Source organism: Enterobacteriaceae bacterium Kacie_13, assembly GCA_013457415.1.
GTDB lineage: Bacteria > Pseudomonadota > Gammaproteobacteria > Enterobacterales > Enterobacteriaceae > Rahnella.
In genome coordinates, this window is the sequence record CP045667.1 from 24802 (window position 1) to 47463 (window position 22662).

The 22662-nt window shown below is 52.2% G+C and carries 18 protein-coding genes and 3 pseudogenes; 16 read left to right on the forward strand and 5 right to left on the reverse strand.

What is annotated here, in order from left to right:
* Positions 1-56: 56 nt before the first annotated feature.
* Both GE278_23570 and GE278_23575 read left to right on the forward strand, forming a co-directional pair.
* Entirely contained in the window at positions 57-2825 is a 2769-nt protein-coding gene (locus tag GE278_23570; protein ID QLK63785.1) for a hypothetical protein, read from the forward strand.
* Positions 2825-3448 (forward strand): hypothetical protein, encoded by a 624-nt coding sequence (locus GE278_23575; protein ID QLK63786.1) that lies wholly within the window; start codon positions 2825-2827, stop codon positions 3446-3448. Before GE278_23570 ends, GE278_23575 begins: the two co-directional genes overlap by 1 nt.
* Before the next feature lie 601 nt (positions 3449-4049).
* Here GE278_23575 and GE278_23580 read toward each other — a convergent pair.
* On the reverse strand, positions 4050-4865 hold the full coding sequence (locus GE278_23580; GenBank protein ID QLK63787.1) for a prepilin peptidase: 816 nt from the start codon (positions 4863-4865) through the stop codon (positions 4050-4052).
* A 188-nt stretch (positions 4866-5053) separates the two neighbouring features.
* Here GE278_23580 and GE278_23585 point away from each other — a divergent pair, with 188 nt between their 5' ends.
* The 13 genes from GE278_23585 (at position 5054) to GE278_23645 (ending at position 18159) form a co-directional block, all read left to right on the forward strand.
* Positions 5054-5845, forward strand: a complete 792-nt coding sequence (locus GE278_23585; protein QLK63788.1) for a hypothetical protein — start codon at positions 5054-5056, stop codon at positions 5843-5845.
* A complete protein-coding gene (locus GE278_23590) occupies positions 5838-7760 on the forward strand; it encodes a type II secretion system protein GspD (protein ID QLK63789.1) in 1923 nt (640 codons plus the stop codon). The genes GE278_23585 and GE278_23590 overlap by 8 nt, the downstream gene beginning before the upstream one ends.
* A complete protein-coding gene (locus GE278_23595; protein QLK63790.1) occupies positions 7757-9226 on the forward strand; it encodes a type II secretion system protein GspE in 1470 nt (489 codons plus the stop codon). The genes GE278_23590 and GE278_23595 overlap by 4 nt, the downstream gene beginning before the upstream one ends.
* On the forward strand, positions 9223-10419 hold the full coding sequence (locus tag GE278_23600; protein QLK63791.1) for a hypothetical protein: 1197 nt from the start codon (positions 9223-9225) through the stop codon (positions 10417-10419). Before GE278_23595 ends, GE278_23600 begins: the two co-directional genes overlap by 4 nt.
* A 15-nt stretch (positions 10420-10434) precedes the next feature.
* Complete coding sequence (gene gspG, locus GE278_23605) at positions 10435-10863, forward strand: type II secretion system protein GspG (protein ID QLK63792.1); 429 nt, start codon at positions 10435-10437, stop codon at positions 10861-10863.
* Positions 10847-11260 carry a prepilin-type N-terminal cleavage/methylation domain-containing protein gene (locus tag GE278_23610; protein ID QLK63793.1) on the forward strand — a complete coding sequence of 138 codons (414 nt, stop codon included), beginning with the start codon at positions 10847-10849 and terminating at the stop codon, positions 11258-11260. The genes gspG and GE278_23610 overlap by 17 nt, the downstream gene beginning before the upstream one ends.
* A complete protein-coding gene (gspI, locus tag GE278_23615; protein QLK63794.1) occupies positions 11208-11615 on the forward strand; it encodes a type II secretion system protein GspI in 408 nt (135 codons plus the stop codon). The genes GE278_23610 and gspI overlap by 53 nt, the downstream gene beginning before the upstream one ends.
* On the forward strand, positions 11566-12165 hold the full coding sequence (locus tag GE278_23620) for a prepilin-type N-terminal cleavage/methylation domain-containing protein (protein ID QLK63795.1): 600 nt from the start codon (positions 11566-11568) through the stop codon (positions 12163-12165). Before gspI ends, GE278_23620 begins: the two co-directional genes overlap by 50 nt.
* Positions 12155-12943 (forward strand): hypothetical protein, encoded by a 789-nt coding sequence (locus tag GE278_23625; protein QLK63796.1) that lies wholly within the window; start codon positions 12155-12157, stop codon positions 12941-12943. The genes GE278_23620 and GE278_23625 overlap by 11 nt, the downstream gene beginning before the upstream one ends.
* Positions 12940-13881, forward strand: coding sequence for a hypothetical protein (locus tag GE278_23630; GenBank protein ID QLK63797.1), 942 nt, complete (start codon positions 12940-12942; stop codon positions 13879-13881). Before GE278_23625 ends, GE278_23630 begins: the two co-directional genes overlap by 4 nt.
* 11 nt (positions 13882-13892) lie before the next feature.
* On the forward strand, positions 13893-14237 hold the full coding sequence (locus tag GE278_23635) for a hypothetical protein (GenBank protein QLK63798.1): 345 nt from the start codon (positions 13893-13895) through the stop codon (positions 14235-14237).
* Entirely contained in the window at positions 14234-14626 is a 393-nt protein-coding gene (locus tag GE278_23640) for a hypothetical protein (GenBank protein ID QLK63799.1), read from the forward strand. The genes GE278_23635 and GE278_23640 overlap by 4 nt, the downstream gene beginning before the upstream one ends.
* A 263-nt stretch (positions 14627-14889) precedes the next feature.
* The gene (locus tag GE278_23645) at positions 14890-18159 is read left to right on the forward strand and encodes a hypothetical protein (protein ID QLK63800.1); all 3270 of its coding nucleotides are present in this window, start codon (positions 14890-14892) and stop codon (positions 18157-18159) included.
* Between the two features lie 96 nt (positions 18160-18255).
* On the opposite strand, the pseudogene GE278_23650 reads toward GE278_23645, so the two are convergent.
* Both GE278_23650 and GE278_23655 read right to left on the reverse strand, forming a co-directional pair.
* Positions 18256-18345, reverse strand: a pseudogene (locus tag GE278_23650) (IS3 family transposase).
* 101 nt (positions 18346-18446) lie between these two features.
* Positions 18447-19149: pseudogene (locus GE278_23655) on the reverse strand (DDE-type integrase/transposase/recombinase).
* A 27-nt stretch (positions 19150-19176) separates the two neighbouring features.
* Here GE278_23655 and GE278_23660 point away from each other — a divergent pair.
* Positions 19177-19831: pseudogene (locus tag GE278_23660) on the forward strand (maturase).
* Positions 19832-20758: 927 nt separating this feature from the next.
* Here GE278_23660 and GE278_23665 read toward each other — a convergent pair.
* Positions 20759-21682 carry a hypothetical protein gene (locus tag GE278_23665; protein QLK63801.1) on the reverse strand — a complete coding sequence of 308 codons (924 nt, stop codon included), beginning with the start codon at positions 21680-21682 and terminating at the stop codon, positions 20759-20761.
* Between the two features lie 74 nt (positions 21683-21756).
* Positions 21757-22650 carry a transposase gene (locus GE278_23670; GenBank protein QLK63802.1) on the reverse strand — a complete coding sequence of 298 codons (894 nt, stop codon included), beginning with the start codon at positions 22648-22650 and terminating at the stop codon, positions 21757-21759.
* Between the last annotated feature and the right edge of the window lie 12 nt (positions 22651-22662).

Sequence of the window (22662 nt, forward strand, 5' to 3'; positions counted from 1 at the left end):
TGGCATTTTGATGAGGTCGGCCGGTTTAACTCAAGGATTATGACCAGAAGGGTACAATGAATCATCCAATTGCTTTAAATTCTTCCGCCGGCCTGCGGCTGAACCTTTCCGGTCTGGAGCGCCCATCCTCTAAAGCTGATGTCAGCGAAAAACTGTTCAGCATGGCGGTAAAGGACAAACTCTCTGCACAGGTGATGGAGTGTAGCAACCCACAACAACGTGGAGTATTGCAACGCATCAGTGAGGATTTTGCTCAGCAGCCGGCTAGAACAACGTATAGCGACATTGCGCGAATGGACAGCGCTTCCCCTGAATTCACTCATGCGGTCGATCGGTATGTTCTTCAACTGAAACAGCACACTTTGCATGATCTGGAACGTAAGTTGAACGCGATTATCGGCGATGAACAACCACCTGACCTAGCGAAACCGATTTTGCATTCAGCCCTGGCAGACAGTCGCTCGGCGGCACTGCAAACGATGGGACAAAATGCTAGAGATAATCCATTTCTGGCAACCTGTATTGAGGAGCACATCTGCGCATGTGACAGACAAAAGAAAAATGCTGATAAAGATATCTTCCTGGCCCGAATGCCAGACATAATCCAGACACTGGAAGAGAAGGCTATCGCACTTGAAAGCATACGTGACGACAAGGTACGCCTACAAAAAGAAACCGTGCTCAACGCTTTGCAGCATATTATTGATGTAGATTTGCAGCGTAATGCAGAGAAAATTGAGGCGCTAGACAAAGAGATTTGTGCCGATGACGATGTCTATTACGACGCGGTCAACCTGCGTTCCGTCGAAAGGGACATGCTTAATGCGTTAAATACGGCACTGAGCAAAGACCAAAAGGTGGATATCCCCACGACTAATATCCTGACGGATACTATGCGGTCTGCCCTTCATTACCTCAACGAACTGTATACCCATCGCGAGCAGACATCACTCCTTCTAAAGAATGCAGAGCACCGGGTGGAAAGCCAATCTGCTTCTGCACTCGATCAGAAACAACTCGCCACGGTAAATCAGGAGCTGGCGTTAACCGTCCGTGCGATTGACGCTAATAAAGCGCGACAAAGCAATCTTGAGACGTCGATGGCCAATCGTAGCGGACTGAAAGATTTTGGGCTGCATATCAAACGTTTCTTCGGCGGAGGCAAGCAGGAAAAAAAACTCTCGGAATATCGCACAGAACTCCGTGAGTGTACAACGCAGCAGCAGGAGTTGGATAAGCAGTATCAGTTACTCAGCAAGCAAGTTCAAAGTAGTGAAGTAATGCAGCAGCTTACTGACGATGTTAAAGGACACAGAACGTTATTGAATAGGTTGCACCAGCAACTGGATGAACAACGCGGGATTTGCCTGGCATACAGTGAAAAGCAAAATGAGCTTGAAGAGACATCTTATCAAACTCAACGTTTTGATATTATGACCCGTGACGAGGTGAACAAAAAGGCAAAGAATGAACTGACTAATGCTGATGAGGTTCTTAAAAGACGTATAGCTGGCGATCGATTGGGCGCGGTGAACTTTCGCTTGCTTTGCGAGGTGCTGAGCGAGACTCCGGCGCTTGCTCAGGTGAAGCAGCAATATACGCAACTGCAGCACATCATCGAATCTACAACAGCTGACTCACCTGAAATTATTGCATTGCGTGAACTGAAGTATGCTTGCATGGATTATATGAGGTTGAGCGAAATTGCATTTGATAGCTTAGATGAAGAATTTCAGTCATTGTATTCCCGACTCCAGGATAACGATTTGACCCCGCCAGATATTAGATTGAGCCGGGCAGCCTTGCAGGCGCTGGAGCCAGCAGCCCAGCTGTACGCTCTATTGAGTGTTCAAAAGATTGAACGTCACGTCCTCAATGAACGGGTGGCCCGGGCAGAAGAACTGACGCCGCGCATAATGACGAAGCTTGATGCGCTCGATAAAGAAATTGAATTCATAAAAGTTAAGAAGCGGCATATACCCGCGCTACAAAACCAGGTTGAGGGGCTGCGACGCATCCTGACGCAACAGCATGACAGGGCCCGGATAATAGCCGAAGATTTTTCTGCACAGTTTTTACATGTTGGGCAGGATATTTATGTCGATCGGCAAAATTATCATGGTACCTGTGTCATGCACGCTTGGAACAATATCATTGCCCATCTGAGCGATAACCAGCAAATGCAGATGACGCCGTGGCGAATGGAAAAGTTTATCCAGTCCGCAGTGGTTGGCTCTGCCCACCAACTTCTAGGTGAGCTGATGGATAAGGGTAATCAGCCGCGCGGCCTGAGTCCTGACGCCGTGGACCAAGCATTGAAGCAGATTATAGGCTCCACCGAGCTGGTTCATCCTGCCGCGGTGGATGACTTTATTAAAAATGGTTATGTAATGGACTATCAGGGGAAACAACTCCGGGCTGAGGATAGTAATCTGAGTAAGAAATGTGACTACCTATTTGATAGTTATGGGTTACGTGGAGAAAGTATCCCCACAGGCAGATTTGATACGACGTCAACAGAGAAAGAGCGAGCAGCACTCCTTGCTCGCCTCAGCGCACGCAATTTCGACGCACTTTATATTGGTGTCTTTCCGGATTCTGGTCCAGGCCATGCCCTAGCTTTGCTTAAAAAGGGATCCAACTATTTGTTAGTAGACTCCAACCACGATGAACCGATTCCTGTCACGCTTGCGCAACTGGGGCAGTATATCGTTAGTAAGGAAAACGTCGACGAGTCACTGCAGCAGATGTTCGCAGAGAGGCGTTATGATAAATACCGTACTCTGATATTTCAGACCGGATTTTATAAAGGGGATAAAAAATAGTGTCGCGAATTTTAGACGTAATGAACCCGGCATTTCGGGCGGCAAATCCTGACTATCACTCTGCGGATCTCGTTCGCAAATGGTCACAGGCTGCGGTGGCTCAAGGGGGGGATGCAAAGCTGGTGGAAGATTGTATTTTATCTGCAATTTCCCATCTGCAGCGGCCGGAGAATCAGCTCCATCGGCTGGACCTTTCGGATACCGGGTTGACGCTTTTGCCGCCGACAGCGATCCTGCGCCAGCTTGAAGGTATCACCATTCTCGATTTGAGTAATAACCATCTGTCTGGCAATGAACTCAGCAAACTCAGCGCCCTGACCAGCCTTCGGCAACTTTACCTGAGCGATAATCCTCTGCAGGAACTGCCGATGGATGCACTGAATAGAAACTCGCGTCTGGCGATTCTGGAAATAAATCGCTGTGGGCTGGACAGTTTTCCGTCAGCTTTGCTAGAACTGAACTATTTGGATACCCTTCACCTTCAAGGCAATTCTCTATCCTTCCTACCGGACAATATCGGTTACTGCTTGCTCCATATTGCTGAGCTGGATCTTCGGGACACGGGTATCGGAAAATTGCCCGCATCCCTGGATTATTTAAATCAGCTAAAGGTGCTGAGTTGATCTCTGGTTGCATTCGTGCAGGGAGCGATTTTTTGCGGCGGTCGCTCCTTTTTGCATTTCTATCCTCATCCTCCTGTCGACACATCGCCTGAACCTTCACGCTCATTTCGAATAATATGCTTAACGCCCAAAGTGCGAACCTGGCCAATTTGGTCATACTCTATATTCTGGCTGGATCCTGGTAAATCGAACGTAAGAAAATACGATATTTCCAGTACCCATAGTCGATTTGATACTGCAACCAATCCTATTTATCAGATTCTTCGTCCCCGACGACATGGCGAGTTGCAATACTGACACGAAGCTATGTTGATTTGTCATAGGGAGTGATTGAGGAATGGAATATCCCTGTTTGGTCGTTGATGGTCAGTTATGCGGCGAGGAGACTACCGACTCTGGCACCCTCGGTTAGCTATTTATTACTGATTTGCAAGCTGGGAGGTAAGTGACTTCTCCCCGCCGTAAACGGCGAGACTTCCCGCGTTTTAGGTCGCAACCGTCTGTATGACGGATTTACACTGGCCTCGATGGGCAGTAACGACGAGCCCCGCCATCATATGCTCCGTAATGCCTTTGTTCTGTATGATCATCACCACGTTTATTAACCCAGAAAACCGTTCAGGACAGAGGCCAAAACGCCATCAGCAAGTATCGGAGAGTGGCAGAGCAGCCAGAAGCTCGCCGCCGCTATCAGCGCGGGGCCAAATGGCATAACAGTATCCTGCCGTTGACGGCGGCAAAGTATCCAGCCTGCACAACCGATGAGCGACCCGAGCAAAAGCATGGCGTTGATGCTCCCCACTCCCAGCCAGGCCCCCAGCGCCGCCATCAGCTTAAAATCTCCGTAGCCTAACGCCTCTTTATTTCGCAGCAGGCGGTATAGCCAGTAGATTGACCACAGAGACAGGTAACCTACAGCCGCGCCCAATACAGCATCTTCCAGCGGGACCAGACCCTTTCCTGTGGTATTCCAGAGCAACCCACACCACATCAGAGGCAGCGTTATGGCATCGGGGAGTAATAGATGTTTCGCATCGATCGTGGCCAGCGTCAGCAGTGCACTACCCAAAACACCCACTGCCAGAGCTGTCAGCGGATCATGCCAGCAAAAGAGGGATATTGTAAAAATGGATCCCACGGCCAGCTCCGTGAGTGGATACCGTGGTGAGATAGCGCGATGACAATGGTGGCAGCGACCGCGCTGTATTAACCAGCTTAATAGTGGAATCAGTTGCAATACGCCCAGTGTTTTTCCACACGCAGGGCAGTGTGAACGAGGTGTCATCAGGTTAAAGATGGGCAGAGACGATTCACCGCTGTGGTCGATTTCTCGTTGCATCATCAGAGGTAAACGATACGTAACGACATTAATAAAGCTGCCAATACAGGCGCCGATGGTAAAGAATAATATCAACATGATTATGTACTGTTCAGGGAAATTGCCCTCAGGGTTGTGACGTCAGTTTGCAGAAGCAACCCTTTTTCACCTTTCCCCTTGGGATATGCAAAAAAAACATCCAGTCTTCACCTGAATTATTTCTTTCACTGGCTACCTGACGACACAAGACTGGCCTCAGTTAATCACTCTGAGGCTGGATAGCTGGTATGAAATCCATCGCATTATTTTTCACCCTGTTGCTGTTTATCGTCTGCATCCGCGTCTACTGGGGGGGGATCCTTACCGGTGGCACGGACGAGCTGGCAAATATGACGCGGTTGCTCAGCGTACGCGAAACGGTGGATAACGTCCCCTTTCCCGAAGATGTTTTACCGTTCTCCCCTGCGGAGTGGCAGCAACGCTTTGGTTGTGGTGGTGAATCGCAGCGTTATATCGGCTATACCGCGCAGTCACAATTAAGCCTTGCCGTGATTCAGGACGGGCAACATGAACGTCTCTACGAACTGGGAGATGCCCTCGGTGGAGAGGAACAACAACGCATTATTGCCCTCGATGAACAACGCATTGTTCTGCGCAGCCCGAAAGGGATCCGGGTGATGTGTCGCAATGGCGTAACCACCGAGGCACTCCCGACTCCCACCTCAACTGCAACTGTCGCCATTCCCGTAACCGGAAAAATCTACGCCAGTCCCATGGGAGAAGTGGCCCAGGTGATGGATCCTCAGGGCAAAGTAACCGGCTACCGGTTGCAGCAGTGCCAACGCTATTGCTGGTTACTGAAATCGCTCTCTTTGCAGACAGGGGATGTTATCACCGTTGTACAGGGCACCCCGGTTACCAACCTTACCTTTACTCAGATAAAAGATCAGATTATGACTCAACAACAGGACATCCAGCTTACCGTCGAACGGGCCGGGCAGATGCAACAGATCACCCTGCCATGGCGGAATATTCAGCCGCTGACGCGTTTTATGCCGGGAGCCTCTCACCATGAATAAGTTACGCGCTGCGCTGATCGCGCTGAACCTGGGGTTATGCTCATTGCCGCTGATGGCGCAGGGAATTAATGCCGATTTTAATAATGTTGAGATGAGTGTCTTTGTTGATGCGGTCTCCCGGGCAACCCACACCGAGATTGTGCACAGTGTGCCGCTTAAGGGGAAAATTTCTCTACAGAGTAAAGACCTGACCCAGGAAGAGTATCTGAATCTGTTCCGCGTGCTGTTGCGGGCGAATGGCTACCGCGTTGAGCAGGTGGGCGATTTGCTGAAAATTGTCGAGGCCGGGGGCGCGACAGACATCTACCCGGCGCAGGAAAACAATGAGTCTGCGGGCTCGCTGGTGACGCGGACGCAACAACTAAATACGCTTCCGGTTGGCGAAGTGATTGCCCAGCTGAATGCGCTGAGCGGTGGTAAAACCCAGGCCAGCCTGAGCGGTTTAAACAGCGGCAATGTGCTGATGTTAAGCGGCTATGCTGACGAAGTATCGCGACTGCAGGGGCTTGCGACGCGGCTGGACAAAGAGCTGGGACACAATAACGACGTGGTCAAACTGCAAAATGCCTCTGCGACAGAAATCGCCCGCGTTATCGGCACCCTGATTGCCAGCGGCGATTTTGGACGTGGCTCGCTGAAGGCGAGTGTGGTTGCCGATAACCGGACGAACAGCCTTATCCTGAATGGCAGTGATGACGACCGCAGACGGCTTCACGCGCTGGTGGCTCAGCTCGATCGAGCGCCTGATGTCAACAGTGACGACGGCGTGGTCTATCTGAAATACACCACCTCCGATGCAATTGAGAAAGCGATTGGCAAACTGGTCAAATCGAAAGACCCGCGTTATGGCGATGTCTCAGTGGTCTCAGTACCGGATATCAATGCGGTTGTTGTCTCGGCATCAAAGGAGAAACAAAGCGACGTTATCTCCCTGATCCATCAGCTTGATATCCGCCGCGCTCAGGTTCACGTCGAGGCGATGATTGTTGAGGTTTCCGACGGTGATGGCATTAACTTTGGTGTGCAGTGGGGGGATAACAAAGGCTCGCTGATGCAATTCACCAATGGCTCACAGCTCCCGCTGGGGGTACTGCAGGCTGCACGGCAGCAGGCCAGTGCTCAGGCGGGCAGCACAGTGATCGGTGAAAATGGTAGCACCACCGTTAACCCGGATACTCAGGGCGACCTTTCAACGCTGATGGCTTTGATGAGTGGTTATAACGGTGCGGCACTCAGCATTGTGAAGGGCAACTGGATGGCACTGGTGCAGGCGATGAAAGGTAGCTCGCATGCCAACATTCTTTCCACCCCCAGCCTGACGACGCTGGACAACCAGTCCGCCTCTTTCATGGTCGGACAAAACGTACCTATTTTAACTGGCTCAACGGCCAGCGCCGACAATAAAACGCCTTTCCAGACGGTGGACCGACGTGATGTGGGTACCCGACTGACTATCCTGCCGCAAATTAATGAAGGTGAGGCTGTTCAGCTCAAAATCAACGCGGAAGTCTCTAAAGTCGAAGGCAATACCGGTCTGGATGTCGTCTTTGCCGAGCGAAAGCTGGAAACCTCGGTACTGGTTAATGATGGCGCGATGATTGTGCTGGGCGGACTTATCGATCAGCAGAAAGATGAAAGTGAATATAAAGTGCCTGTCCTCGGTGATATTCCGGTGATCGGGAACCTGTTCTCCTCCCGCGCCAAAAAAACGCAGAAACGTAATCTTATGATCTTCATTCGCCCGACCATTATTCGCGATGGCCTGACGGCCGACGGGATCACACAGAAGAAATACAACTATATCCGCGCGCAGCAGCTATTAGAAGACGCCGGTGATGCTGATATCGGTGCTGCTAATCGTCGCGGGGAGCCGGAGATTAACGCGTTCCGCCAGGCCGCCGGGAAGAAAAAATGAATCAGGAAGATCTGACTGAATTCTGCCAGCGGTATCGCGTTTTTCTTACACCGGAGACGGAAGGAGGATGGTGTCTGCATTACAGCGGTTCGCTCCTGCCTTGGGTGTATCTTTATGCTTCCCGCCTGTGCGGGACGGCTCCCCGGTTGAATGCCATTAGTGAGCCAGAGCTGGCTACGCTACTGGACCCGGCGGCCGTCGAACCTGAAGAGATGTCGCAGGCGCTGGAAAGTATGGTCGCGGCGGACTCTTTCTCCTGGCTACTGGAAAATTTACCCCAAGCGGGGCTGGATGCGCTGGAAGACAGTGAAGCGCCGGTTATTCGCTTGATTAACACCATGTTAAGCGAAGCGGTTTCCATGGGGGCCTCGGACATCCATATTGAGACATTCCAGCATTACTTCCAGGTACGCTATCGCCTGGACGGAGTGATGCAGGAGATTTCCCGCGGGGATGCACGTCTTGGTACGCCGCTTATTTCGCGCTTAAAGATTATGTCGAAGTTAGATATTGCCGAGCGACGTTTACCTCAGGACGGCCGTTTCCTTTATCTGTTCAGTAGCCGGGAAATTGACGTTCGTCTCTCGATAATTCCTGTCAGTCATGGCGAGCGGGCTGTTCTGCGTCTGCTGGATCAGCAGCAGTTGCCTCCCGATTATACCGCACTGGGGATACCGCCAACATTAAGCGCAGAACTGCAGCAACTGATCCGACGTCCTCACGGCATCATTCTTGTGACTGGGCCAACGGGTTCAGGTAAAAGCAGTACCCTGTATGCCAGCCTCAGTCAGTTGAATCAGACCAGCCGAACTATTCTGACCATTGAAGATCCGGTGGAATACAAATTGCCCGGCGTGGGGCAAACCCAGGTCAATAGCCGTATCAATCTCGATTTTTCGCGTGGCCTTCGCGCACTGCTGCGCCAGGATCCCGACGTGGTGATGATCGGTGAAATTCGTGATGCCGAAACTGCCCGGGTTGCTGTGCAGGCGGCACTCACCGGCCATCTGGTGTTTTCTACTCTACACACTAACAGCGCCGTGGGCGCGGTAGCGCGACTTTGTGATATGGAAATAGAACCCTGGCTGCTAGCTTCCGCCCTGACCGGCGTGCTGGCCCAACGTCTGGTACGTAAATTATGCCCGCATTGTCGACAGAAGCGGAATGCCAGCCCGTCAGAAACGCGCTGGCTGGGCAGGGAGGAGGATGAACCGACCGTTATTTATGACGCAAGTGGTTGTGACGAGTGCGGGCAGCGCGGCTATGCCGGACGCACTGGCATTTATGAACTGGTGTTGATAGACACCCGGATGCGTGAATTCATTCAACAGCGGGCTTCAGGCGCACAGCTGTCCGCCTGCGCACGCGAAAGGCTGCCGGGCATCCAGCAGGACGCCCGGGAAAAAATACTGGCGGGCATCACCACCTTTGAGGAGGTGATGCGGGTGATTGAGGAGGGGGAATGAAACATTTCATTTATCGCCTGCAGACACCTGAAGGACGTACATCACGCGGGGTGATTGGCGCACATGATGAACAGACAGCTCGTGAACGACTCACCGCGCGTGGAGAAGTATTGTTATCGCTCAGAGTCCTCCCCTTCAGTAAGGTCCCCATTGCCTGGCCGGGTGGTCGCGGACCGGTTCATCATGTAATCAAACAGCTGGCGCTAATGGTCGGCGCGTCGTTGCCGCTCAGGGAGAGCCTTTCACTGGTGATGAAACAGCCCGCCAGCCTGCGGTGGCAGCGGATACTGGAAGATCTTTATCGCCAGGTTTGTCAGGGCATTCCCCTTTCACGGGCCATGGCTCAGCATCCGCGAAGTTTCGACCCGTTGTGTTGCGCTGTGATAGAAGCCGGCGAATGGAGCGGCAATCTGGCAACGGCGCTGAATCACTATGCAGATTACCTTGATGAGCAGCGACAGCTGCGCAATGCGCTGCGCCAGGCGCTCAGCTATCCGCTGCTGCTGCTTTCGGTGTCGTTTGTGGTGATTGGTATTTTGCTGACAGTTGCGGTTCCCAAAATTGTTTCCCAGCTTAGCCTGTCCGGCGTAGCACTCCCCTGGAGTACCCGGCTGGTCCTGTGGCTGGGCGAAAGTCTGCGCAGCGGCGGACCTTACCTCTTGCTGCTATTGCTTATGCTCACGCTGGTGCTCAAGCGGCAAATGCGTCACGGTGAAAACCGTCAACGTTGCCACCGCCTTTGGCTGCGGTTGCCCGCGTTGGGTGCGTTAATCCGGCGTACCCAGCAGGTCAGGCTGTTAATGACCCTGTCTATTCTGTGCGCTACTTCGGTGCCCATGGCCGATGCCCTGCGCCTGGCCAGCGGTGCTCTGAATAACCTCTGGCTGCGTAGCAAGGTGCTGAATGCGGTGCAAACGCTAGTCGAAGGCGCGGCGTTCACCCGGGCACTCGAGCGCGAGGCGCTACTGCCGGATGACCTGCTGGCGTTACTGCAGGCGGGCGAGCAGGGCGGAAGTCTGAGTGAGGTCCTTCGCTATCTGGCCGCCAGGCAGCGTGAGCAGTTGCAGCAGCACTTACTGGCAATGGTCAAATTGCTTGAGCCACTGTTGATTTTTACTCTGGGGTTGGTGGTTCTGCTGGTCTTTATGGCGATCATTCAGCCGATGCTGACGATGAATACTTTATCTTTTTAACGGATTGGATACGTAATGCAGATTAATAAAATGCGCAAGCGTGAAGGTGGATTTACGCTGCTGGAAATGATGGTAGTGGTGATGATTATTGGTCTGTTGGCCGCCATGGTGGTGCCAAATTTGATGAGCAATAAAGGCAAAGCCGATCAGAAAAAAACCGTGGCAGATATTGTAGCGCTGGAGAGCGCGCTCGATATGTTTAATCTCGATCATGACCGTTACCCGGCGGAAAACGAAGGCCTCAGGGTGCTTGTTTCCGGCGGGGAAAAACTGGCGGCAGGGTATATCAAACGGCTACCAAAAGATCCGTGGGGGCATGACTATCTGTATCGTAACCCGGGTGTAAACGGCGTTATCGATATTTACACCCTGGGTCAGGATGAAAAAGAGGGCGGAGAGGGCGTAGCGGCTGATATCGGAAACTGGAATGTCAGCAATTTCTGAACACAAGCGCCTCGCCAGGCAGCAGGGGATGACCTTGTTTGAAATGCTACTGGTCATCGCCATGATCGGCCTGATGACAGCCCTTATGATGAACTGGTCGCTTTCTGCTCTGCATTCTAAAGATGGCGCGGACGTCACGCAGCGCGAATTTTCGACGTGGTACACCCAGATGCGCCACAGTGCCCTGTATTCCTCGCAATTGTACCGGATCTGCCTGAACGGTCGACGTGCAGAACGCGAAGTCTATTCGCGGGAAAGCGGGTGGCAGAAAAGCGACGTCTTTTTTCTGCCCCGTCCCGGGGTGAGCCTGAGCATCACAAACGATAAGTGCAGCGGCGTGCTGAATGCGGGTGACGACAGCTTCCTGCAACGAGTCAAATTTAATGACGAAAAATAATACAGCCCAGCAGGGCATGATCATGATGGAAGCATTGCTTGCCGTGGTGCTGTTTGTTCTGGTTGCCATGGCGTTGTTGAACGTCAGTGGGCAGGCTGTGACACAGGGCCAGCAGCTCCTGCGCACCCGCTGTGCCAACTGGGCGGCCGATAACCTGCTGGTGATGGAGGTACTCTCACCCGCACGCCGGGTAATGGGAAAGACGCAAGGGGAAGCCCGTCAGTGCGATCGCAACTGGTTCTGGACGCTGACGCGTCAGAAGACCGGGGATAATCGCTTTTATCGGGTAACGCTGGAGGTTAAAAATGAAAATGGCCAGTTACAACTTGAACGACAGATCCTGCAACCCTGGTAGCCGGCAGGCAGGCTTTACTCTGCTGGAAATGCTGATAGCACTGGCGGTAATTGCTCTGCTGGCGATGGCCGCCCAGCCCATGTTGAAGATGGGATTTCAACAACTACGCCACATGAAACAGGCTGCCACCGGGCAGGGTGAAGCGCTGCCGGAAGCATTGCAATGGCTGGAAAATGATGTCCTGCAAATGCGCGGCGATCTCCCCTGGCGCTGGGAAGGTGCGCTAGATAAAAACAGCTGTCTGGTGCGCTGGCAGTTTGTGACAGAAAACGCGCCCCGTACCCAGGGACCGGGCGTCGTGCGCAGTAGTGTTCAGTATCGCGTGGAAGGGGGGGTATTGACCCGGGAGATGCTCCGCGATGGCCAAATTGAAACCGCTTTCCCGTTGCTGGAGGGGGTCAATTGTCTGCACCCCAGCTTCTGGCAACGTACAACCTGGCGCAACGCTCCCCTAGGGAGCGTAACCATCCAGGCGCTGAAACTTACGCTGGACTGGGAGGGGCCACAGGTTATTCGGATCTGGCCTGTGAATATTACCTATGGATCGTAACCGACAGCAGGGCATGGTGCTGCCCTTTATGCTGGTACTGCTGGCAATGCTCACGCTGGTGGCCGGGCAAATCTACAGCCGGGCCGAACAGCAAAGGAGTAGCGTACGGGCATTGGTACAGCACAGTCAGGCAACCACGTTGTTGTTCAGCATGGAAAGTATGGTGCTGAAAAAACTGCCCACGCTCAATATTCGCTTATTTCAGCAACTGCAGGGGAAAGCCATTACGGAGCCATTGCGCTTTGATTTCCCTCTCCCGCAGGGATATGCAGAGCTGCGGTTAACGAGCGCTCAGCAATGCCTGAATTTAGCCCCTCTGGAAGAAAAAGATCTGGACGGAAAACGCCTGACGCAAAAACTGCTGGTGCAACTGGGTGTCGCCCCTGAAAGGATATCCTCGTTAATCACGCCGGATGGGGGGCTGGGTATATTACCGTCGCACCTGATTTCCTTGCTGTGTTACCTGCCGGGAGCTGGACAGCACTGGGATATTCAGCAGCTAAACGAACAGCATTTTCCCTTACTGCTGGCGGCATTGCCCGATGAAGGCGAAGCATCACTACGCCGTGCTTTGCATCTGGGGCTGACGACAGCAGACTTAACACGTATTAATGACCGACTGGGGTTTGACCTGCTGGTGACAGGTAGTCACTACTACTGGCTGGAGTTTAGCCTGACCGGGACGGCATCCATTTTTCGTGGGAGAGATTTAGTGAAAACAGATGGTCGCTCTGCCTCTATCATCCGGCGGCGCCTTATTGATGATGACGCATTATGAAATTTACTCGCTTACCTGCGCACCGTGATGATGCGCCACAACACTGGCATACTCCAGGATCTGACGAAGATATCTTCCTGATACCCGGGGATGCTCTACTGACTGAAACGCTTGAGCGACCTGCTGCGGTAAAAAGTCGCCGACAGATAAAACAATGGCTTCAGGCTAATCCCGTGCTTTGTCAGTGGGATCCGCAAAAAGAGCGACTTTTGTTCACCGGCAGCCATGGCGACCGGCTCTTCTATTGGGCGGTATCACACGAGCTGTGGCAGTCCTGGCAGTCGTGGCTGCGTGCGGGGCGAGGGGCAAGGTATTTACTTCCCGACTGGATGTTATTGCCGATGCCCGCCGGCGGAAAGTTCTTTGCATTGCAGGCAGACGACACCATATTGTTCCGGCACGATGTATGGAGCGGCGGCGCGATAGCCGCGGAACAACGAGCGCTGGTGGCAGGCATGAACCCGCGCTGGCTCTCCTGGCCGGGCGCCGGTGGCGACTATTCCCTCTCGGGCGCGTTTCTTTCTCGTCAGGCAAAAGCGGGGAGCCAGTGGCGAACCCGCGAGCTGAGAATACCCTCCAGTAAAGTGCTATCTGTATTGCTGCTGGCGTGCGGCGCTCTGCTTACCGAGCAAAGCTCTGAATTTATCTGGCTGAATGAGACTCGAACGCCGGTCCACACAGCGCAGCCTCAGGCGCCAGTGTCTGCAGGGGATTTCACGAGGGTCTCACAAACGATGCGCTGGCTGCAGGACATACAGCAGCGCGGGCCGGTGCAGCTACAGTCGCTAACTCTTAACCCCGACGGCGTGGCGTTTAACCTGCTTACGCCCCTTTCGTGTGATGACATGCAGGCGCGACTGAATGAGTTACCGCTGCGCCCGTCGTTTGAACCTTTGGGCTCGGGCTGTGACATTACCCTTCAAGGAGGGGCGTTTTGAACAGGGCCAGAATGAAAACGACCGCACTGATGCTGATGTTGGTGGCCTGTGCAGGTATCTGGAGTAAAAACCGACAGATGACCGACTGGCCCGTAAAGGTGTTAACGGTAAGCGAGCAGGGCCAGGATGTTGTCTCCCCAGTGAACCGTGCGCTGGCGCTGGGTAAGGGGCTGGCACTGATCCGACAATCGGGCCAACCAGCCTCGTTACAGACGTCGAAACCCATTACCGTCGAACAATTTAACCTTTGGCTTCGGGCACTGGCTGGGGAGCACATTAACCCCGTGTCGCTGACCTTAAAACCCGCTGCGGGAGAAGGCAAACTGATTATAAGTGAAACAGGATTTAAACAATGATGAAGAAAATATGCACACCTGGCCTGGTTCTGGCCGCAGCAGCTTTGATGTTAACGGGCTGTGCGTCATCAGCTCCCGAGCAGGAGGATCTGCTATCGCGTGCGATAACCACGCAGGCACAAACGCTTAACCAGCAGCTGCCGGTGTCTGAAAATGGCATCAGTTTGGTGCGTGCTAACGCGGCGCAAGGGCACACGTTGGTGCTTGAGATGTACCAGAGTGATGATCAAATGAATGCCCAGACTTTTTTGGATAGCTACAGCAACACGCTGTGCCGAGATGCGGAAACCCGCCAGCGACTATCGCAGGGCATCAGTTATCAGTTGGTTCTTACCACGGTAGATAAGCAACGGCTACAGCGTAGCGTAACGCAATGTGGACCTGCGTAATCAGTCTTGATTTTCCCTCTTTACTCATCGGCGATCGTGACCCGTTTAGGGCTAATTCGTTAACGCATCTTGCTGTTTGTCATGACTGTTTTTTTATGACACGTACATGAAGATGGCAACATCGCCGGGAGTACTCTCCCACCACGTCCGGATACCTGTTCTTTCTCTTCCCCTCCTTTTATTTCGTGCTGAAAAAAAACTTCATTTCCCTGAGCTGACGACGCAAATCTGTCCATCCTATTTTCAGGGCTTTAGAGAACGACATGAACAATAAAATATTTTTACTGATTATCGCCCTTTGCTCGGGCCTGACGCTGAGCGCTTGCGATGGTGGCGGTGGGGGCTCCTCTCAAGAGTCCGGCGGCGGCAATGGCGGAGATAATGGCGGCGGCAATGGCGGAGATAACGGCGGCGGCAATGGTGGAGATAACGGCGGCGGCAATGGCGGAGATAACGGCGGCGGCAATGGCGGAGATAACGGCGGCGGCAATGGCGGAGATAATGGCGGCGGAAAAGATAAAGAAGACCCTAAGGTTCCGCCTCAACTCCAGCCTTGCTCTGTCGGAACTTTTGCAAACGCGGTTAATGCCCTAAAAAATCGCGATGCATCGAAAGCCACCGAAGCTGAACTTATCTCCTATGCACAATGCGTGCTGGATTTACAGATGAAAAACCCCCTTCGAAAGCAGGCCGTATCGATGACATATCAAGGGCTGGGTGAGACATTTAGTTGGGATATGGGGGGATACTCTCAATACTTTAGTAGTAACGTTCCTTCAACATTTACCTTGCTGGAGGCGAATAACAATGAAGCGTATAAAAATGCAGCTCTTGCAATGGCGGGGGAGCAACAGGGACAACGCTTTATAGTGCTTGGTCAGAATCCTCTGTTACGCGGCAATACAGAGACCAATTCGCTTTGGATGAAAAATATGGTGTCCTGGCTTACGCAACAGGTCAGCAGTAATCGCAGTAGTTATCGTCTCGCAGGTAAGAACGACAATAAGTTACATGTCGTCATAGCCAATATGAAGGGTAACCCAGCTTATTCGGGGACTAACGCTCATTACGACGCATTTAAAGGCTGGCTGAATTCCACCCGTTCGGACTTATACACGCTTAATGAGAACGATACCTGCGATGATGAGAAGTTAGCCTCCTGCCTGAGTTCCGGTCCAGTAGATTTACTGATTGTTGGTGACAAAGATGTCAACAACGTTGGGTATGAAGGGATCAGAGATGGTATAGATTATGCGGCGCAAAATAAGATCCCGTTGCTGGCTATTCCTTCCAATCTCGTTGTTGCACCTATTTCCAAAGGGATTTATCAGCAGCTGGGGATAGCAGCTTATACCAATACAGGTGGTAGCCGTAAAGCCATAGATTTCCCAGTTGCGAGGCTCAAACAACCTATGGCTGATATCGCTCAGTCTGCCCTCCTAAACCGATTGAGCAAGGGGGAGTTCAGCGTCAGCGTCTTTGACCCTGATGAGAAAGATAACAAATGTGAGGCAAGCGTATTGAATTGTTCCTTGCCTGCCTTTAGAGCTGCTTTTCGTGATGGTGCTGATATTTGGCGAGACAGTTTATCCAGTCTGGATACCTCAAATATTGATGTGCTGAAGGTACCTGATAGTTATCCTGTACTTGCAGCAGGTGTAATGCTTGCTGATAAGTATCGTCAGAAAATTGACTATCCAGTATCTGCTGAAGATGGCGCACTTTTCCTGCAAGGGCTCTTTGCCGACTGGGTAGTGGATTACAGCCGCCCTGACAATCCTGCGCAGCCCGATTTAGGGGAATACGCAGTGAAAAGTGACCAGGTAGTTAAAGACAACCTTGCGAGTTTTACGCCTCAGGCATCCATCAGTGATCAGCGAACCTTTACCGTGCCCTTTGCAAAAGAGGCAACGACCAGCGGTTGGTACGCCCCACCGGGTAAGGCTGTCACGATTTCCAGTAGCAAAGAGAGTGCAGAAGTGGTTCTCCAGCTCGGTTTTGGCTACCCCGACGTTTACCGATCGGCAGGTAACCGGCAGTTGGTCGCGCCATCCGAGGCCAGCCTGAAAGAAACGCCGCGTATCACTCTCGCTCCGGGTGAAAGACGAACCTTTTCCACACCGTATGGCGGGCCGATATTTATTCGCTTTGTCGACGAAACGTTAACCCGCGCCACGCTCAATGTGGATGGTGTGGCTCCCTACGCCGCTATCACGGATATTAATGATACGGCCAACATGACCGACTTTGAGCAGGAAATAGCAAATGGTGACACTCCGTGGGTGGATATCAAGCTGGACGGGATTGAAGTGCATGCTCTCAAGTTTCGTTTTATGGATGGTCTCAAGTCCAAATCGAACGTCGAAGCGGGTATCACCACGACAGAGAAGATGCTCGACGCGCTGAATAACTTCTATACCTGGAACCATACGCTGGCGGGGCTCAAGGTTGCGGGGAAAACGCTGGCAGAATCTCTGCCAGCCGATGAACTAAAAGTATGTACCGGGCTCTGGGGTGAGGCAGATTGCACTGATGGGCAATTACATACCCGTCCTATCATCCAGCATATCAACTACGACCAGCGTTCACGCTGCGTTGGAGGAAGCGGTTGCGCAGGTAACCCGTTTGATACCAGTTGGGAGGTTTCACCTTATGGCTGGGGAGAAAGCCACGAGCAGGGGCACAATATACAACCGAAGAAACTCAGAGCAAACTTTGTTCTGGAAGCAAACAAAGAAGACTGGACAAAATATGGCGATAGAGCAAACGAAGCCTCTAATAATATTTTCTCTTATAATGTCTTATGGAAGTCCACCTATGGCCAGAACAGAGAAGGACCCTTCGCGGCCGCGCGCGGAAACCCGCGGGATATTTATGCTGTGATGATGTCTGACCTGCGTGAATTAAAAGACGGCAGCGGCAATCCTGTCATTTATGATGCCAGCTGCAAAGCTTATCCGGTTGAGGGGGTTGTCGCCAGTCGCTACACGGCACCCTGGCAATTAGGCAGTGCCCAGCAATATCGGGATGGTTTCTACTTCCAGATGGCATTCCATACCGATAAACAGCTCATGCGTGGCGGTACGACGCTGGCTAATGGTTTTAGCATTTACACGCTGCTTTATCAGCACCAGCGCATTTTCGAAAAATATGCTACGAATGCAAGCGAATGGAATGCACACCGTGACGGACTAGGTTTCAGCAATTTTGCATGGAATGGTGACGCAACTTACGCAGGCATGTCGGTTAAAGATATGCCGGGTAATGATTTCCTGCTGGTCTCCCTGAGCTATATCACTAACGCTGACTGGCGTCCTTACTTTGATATGTACGGTTTACACTATACTGAGTTGGCGAGGAAGCAGGTTGAGATTAACGGTTTCGACCGGGCGATTGAGCAGAAAATTTTCACCAACAAAGACAATCCTAACAATCTTCCAGGCAAAGACCTGACCGGCGACGCTGATTTTGTCACCATAGATATGACGAACAAAGACGCGGAGTTTCCGGGGCATCCATGGACTTGCAAATGATGTCAATCTATGCGCGCTGAGATGACAAAAACCGTCGTCATTATATGAAAAGCCGCATCCTTTCAGATCTGACCCCATAAGGTTGGACGGTTTATATCAGGCAGCTATCTGGGCCTGAGTTCGGTACTCTTTCGGATTCAGGCCTTTTAGTTTCTGTTTTATTCTTTCATGGTTATAATAGTGGATGCATTCAGCGTAATACATAAAGTTAGCGCGTATTGACACTTATTTGGCAGGAAGATCCAAATTCTGATCTTGCTCCGCCATTTCCGGACATCTTTTGTATCTTAAGTTAACGATGCCCGCTGTTGCCGGTATTCTCGTGGAGCGAAATATCCCAGTGCGCTATGCCGGGTGGGTTTTCATTGTAATGTGTAAACGCTGCTGCAAGGTATCGCAGTGCTGTCCCACATCCGGTTTTGGCATGAACGCGATATTGTCTTCCTTCATCGTCTTCTCGACCCGTTCCGCCATCCCACTACCCAGCGGGCTGCTCACCGCTGTTGTGCAGGGCTCCAGGTTCAACTCTCTAGCGTACCTTCGCGTTTCATGCGCAGTATACGCTGAACCGTTATCCGTAAAGCATTGCGCCTGTGTGTCCGGCAACCTGTCGCCGAAGCGCTTTTCCACCGATCTCAGCATCACATCCTGTCGTAGCCTCCGGTGCTTGCCGGCCCAGTCTGTGGTCTCTCTGTCACAGTACCCCACCGCGAACGTGACCCACAGTTTTTCACCGTTGTCGCAGCCGAATTCGAAGCCGTCTGAACACCAGCGCATATCGCTTTCCGCTACCGCGATTTTGCCTTTATGCTCACGCTTCGGCCGCTCCGGTTTGTCATGCAGTAACAGCAGGTTATGTTCGCTCATGTTCCTGTAAAACCCATTGTCATTTACCGGTGGAAGTCCTTCTGCACGACGTTGCTTACGCAGGATACCCATCACCCGTTGGTAGCCGTAGCTTTGCATGTCGCTGATAATATTATGGATGGCGTAACATCGCCGATACAGTCGAACATCATGCTGAATGAGTTCGATCAGTATCTGCATGAACGCTATCTGAGCGGGGAAGCCAGAAAGGATCGATGGTACAGGAATAACAGTGTCCAGCGAGGCCGAAGTACCGCAGTAAGGGAAAACTGGGAATGGAAAACCCGCCGTTGCTTATTGCCGCTATGCCGATGACTTTGTGCTAATTGTCAAAGGTACCAAAGCACAGGCGGAAGCCATCAGGGAGGTGTGTCGGAGCGTGCTTGAAGACAGTCTTAAACTCAGGCCGAACATGGACAAGAGCAGGATCACCCATGTCGATGGCGGTTTTATCTTTCTGGGTCACTGGATCATCCTCAAATGCAGTCGTTACGGCGATATGAGAGTGATATCGACGATCCCGAAGGACAAAGCCAGAAACTTCGCCGCATCGCCGACGGCATTGTTATCAGGCAATTACGGTAAATGCAAAGCCCATATCCCGAACAACCCAACCGAATACTGAAAGGCTGGGCCGCGTTCTACCGGTTCGTTGTTTTTAAGGCCAAAGTCTTCAGTTATACAGCCCGATTCGAGTTCTGTAAGCGGGCTCAAGGGCGGTCTCGCAAACGGGATTAGGAAGGGAACCTCCGACGGGATGGAGTGGTGGTGCAAAGCACTGAAACCGGATCAGAGCAAAACTTAGGTTTTTATTTGGCAAAACCAACCAATGCAAGCACCGTGGTGACGTGCTGCAACGTCTGCTCGGGGCAATGTAAGAAGCATTTGATCCGGTCCACCCCGAGAGCAATCTCTACCCGAGGGTCGGAGCCCAGAAACACACATACTTCATGTTCGCCGCAGAGTATGACGCTCGCCAGCGGTCAAAGGGTGAGCGTTACGGCGGAAAGGGTGCGTCCGTTTCGTTAACGTGACGCAGCACTAGTTGTCTGGACACGCACTTACCTCTTTCCCTACACTAAGCGGCGACGCGATGTGCGTACCTGGCCGTCGTTCTGGCTAATTTACCCGTTTGCGCAAGTTGGTCCAGGCCAAAATGATATGGGGGTTCCCCCCCTCACCCACAGTTTCCTAGTCAACCCCCTAGCCCGATGGGTGCCCAACGCAGGATCCTTAGTCCTCATTCGTTTGTTGTCACGCTCCAGGTTTGTCAAATGCACGTTAATTCCAGTTTCCCGCCCCATTCTGTTTCGTTTGTCCCACCGACAATATCCATACCAGTGTCACACGCCACACAGCACGGCAATGTCAATGGCAATTGTCTGGTAAAACCCACGAAACCCTGAACGTCCCACAGCAGACCCCCGTGCACTGACCTGGATTCGTACGTGTTGTTCCTTGATAACGTCGTACATTCACCATCATGGCCCCCGGTCCCATTGCCATCCATCTAGCGGTTGTATACAGTATCGGACCCGCCGACCATAGTGGGAAGGTTTCTGTTCCTCCCCCTCCTATTTTGTTCTAAAAGATCATGTACGGAAACGACACAGACACACACGAGACGCTCCAGATTTTATTTTATCACTTATTCATGCGAAGGACCTATCATCAGATCAGCCCCGCGGACGCCCATCCGCTCTACAGTAGTGCATAGCGCACTCGGTAGTCCTCATTCATGTTGGGTAGTCACAGTCACGACGGCCCCGAACGAGTCTGCCATTACCTCCGCATCGTACCGTGCCCAAACAGGCGTCAAAGAACCGAGTTGCGACGGACGATACGGTTTGCCGAAGGTTAACCCTTCTCCTGACGTACGGTCCAGCAGTAGTTTTACTCCTACACCCTGTTTTTTGTCCCCTCGTGCGACTGTTCCCTCCAACTCCGCCACAGCCGTGTCAATCGTTACCGTCACCAGGTTATTATACGCGAAGTCACATGACACGGCACTGAAGCTGGACGCATCTGTAGGAGCAGTTCCGCCAAATGGTACGCTGTTCCCTATGACAGTGCCCAGATCAATCGACTCTGATAGTGCTACACAGGGTTCCACCGAATTGACTAAGGTGCCCCCCCACCTGACGTATAGTGCATTCTCCGCGGGTGTATCCACGGACGCTATCGTAATTATATTCTCATATTCGTACGATCCCCACGACCTTGGTTTACCCCCGCCACCCGTTGATGTGGTTTCCCAATCTATACCTGTGATGGTCAGGGTAGTGTAGAACACTTGTTCGCTGCTGAGTGACGCAGGCCCCACGGAAAGAGGGATATTGTAATGTCCTTCAGCTACACGGAGATTGGCGCGCACCGCGGCGGCGGCCGCTGATATTTGAAGGTCACTGGCAGTAGCTACGAGGTTCCCCCTTGTGTATACGAACCCCTTCCCGGCACCTGAACTGCATGTAACTTTGATCGGTGGTATATCTATTTTCGGCAGAAGGTCGCGTTCCGTGTACTTGGATCCGTTCCATGTTGCATGTAACGTTATCGTAGGCACAGATACGGTGGCTTCGGGCACGTCCGCTATACATCCGGCCCTACAGGTTCCCGTGAGGAAGAGCAATAATGCGATGAGTTTAACGATTGGCATAGCAGTTTCCCCTTTTTTGTCTCAAAAGACTTTTGAGTCACCCCCGATTCTTCCCGCACACAACTCACACGCTATTATTTCATTCCGTGGAATTGTGCCTGCTCGTAAAGCCGCCGGCATCGTTCAAGGTGATTTTTAATTGATCGCGGTGAGCGGGTAATTCCTTCCGGGCTAAACCATAGCCCCAGCCAGTCGAACCCCTTCACCAGTTTACCCATCTGTGTTTTATCTGGATGCAGGTCAAAACCGCCCTGATCCAAATAAAAATAAAGCCGTTTGATGGCCCGGCGTAGCCCCCAGCGTGTTTTGCTGAGGATTAAAAAATCATCCATATAGCGGATGTAGAACAATTCCTCTTTTCCCGCAAACCCACTGTCGATGTGGTAGAGCAGGGCAGCACCGATGCGTGGGCTTAGCGAACAGCCGCGGCAGATGCCTGAGGTTGGGGTATGAATCTCACCCCCTTGTTCCACGCTGTATTCAATGTACTGAAAGATCAGATCTCGCAATATCAGGTCGCGAATCCAGACCCGAATCAACTCTTTAAGCTGGTCTTTACGGATATGGCGGTAATAACCTTTGATGTCCGTGCGGTACATAAAGTGATATTCACCGCTATCCAGTGCAGCAATCACCTGCCGGTGGCTGTACTTTACGCCGTAGCCTTTGACATGATGGCAGCACGGGTGAACCGGTAATTTATTCTGCACCTGCAGGGTGACCCATTTCAGCACCAGGGCGTCATCGGCATCCCACATGGCTATCGGTTCATCCGCCAGGCGGGAGACGATGCGCATCGGTTTCAGGCGGTATTCACCACGTTCAACTTTACTCCTGAACGCTTCCCCATCACGTTGCCAGTGAAATCGCAGATGCCAGACATCACTGTTGGGTGGTGCTTTGCGACGCTGCTTGCACAGCCAGTTATACGCTTCTGTCCAGGCCTCATCCGTATTCATGCCTCGCATGGGCCTCGCAAA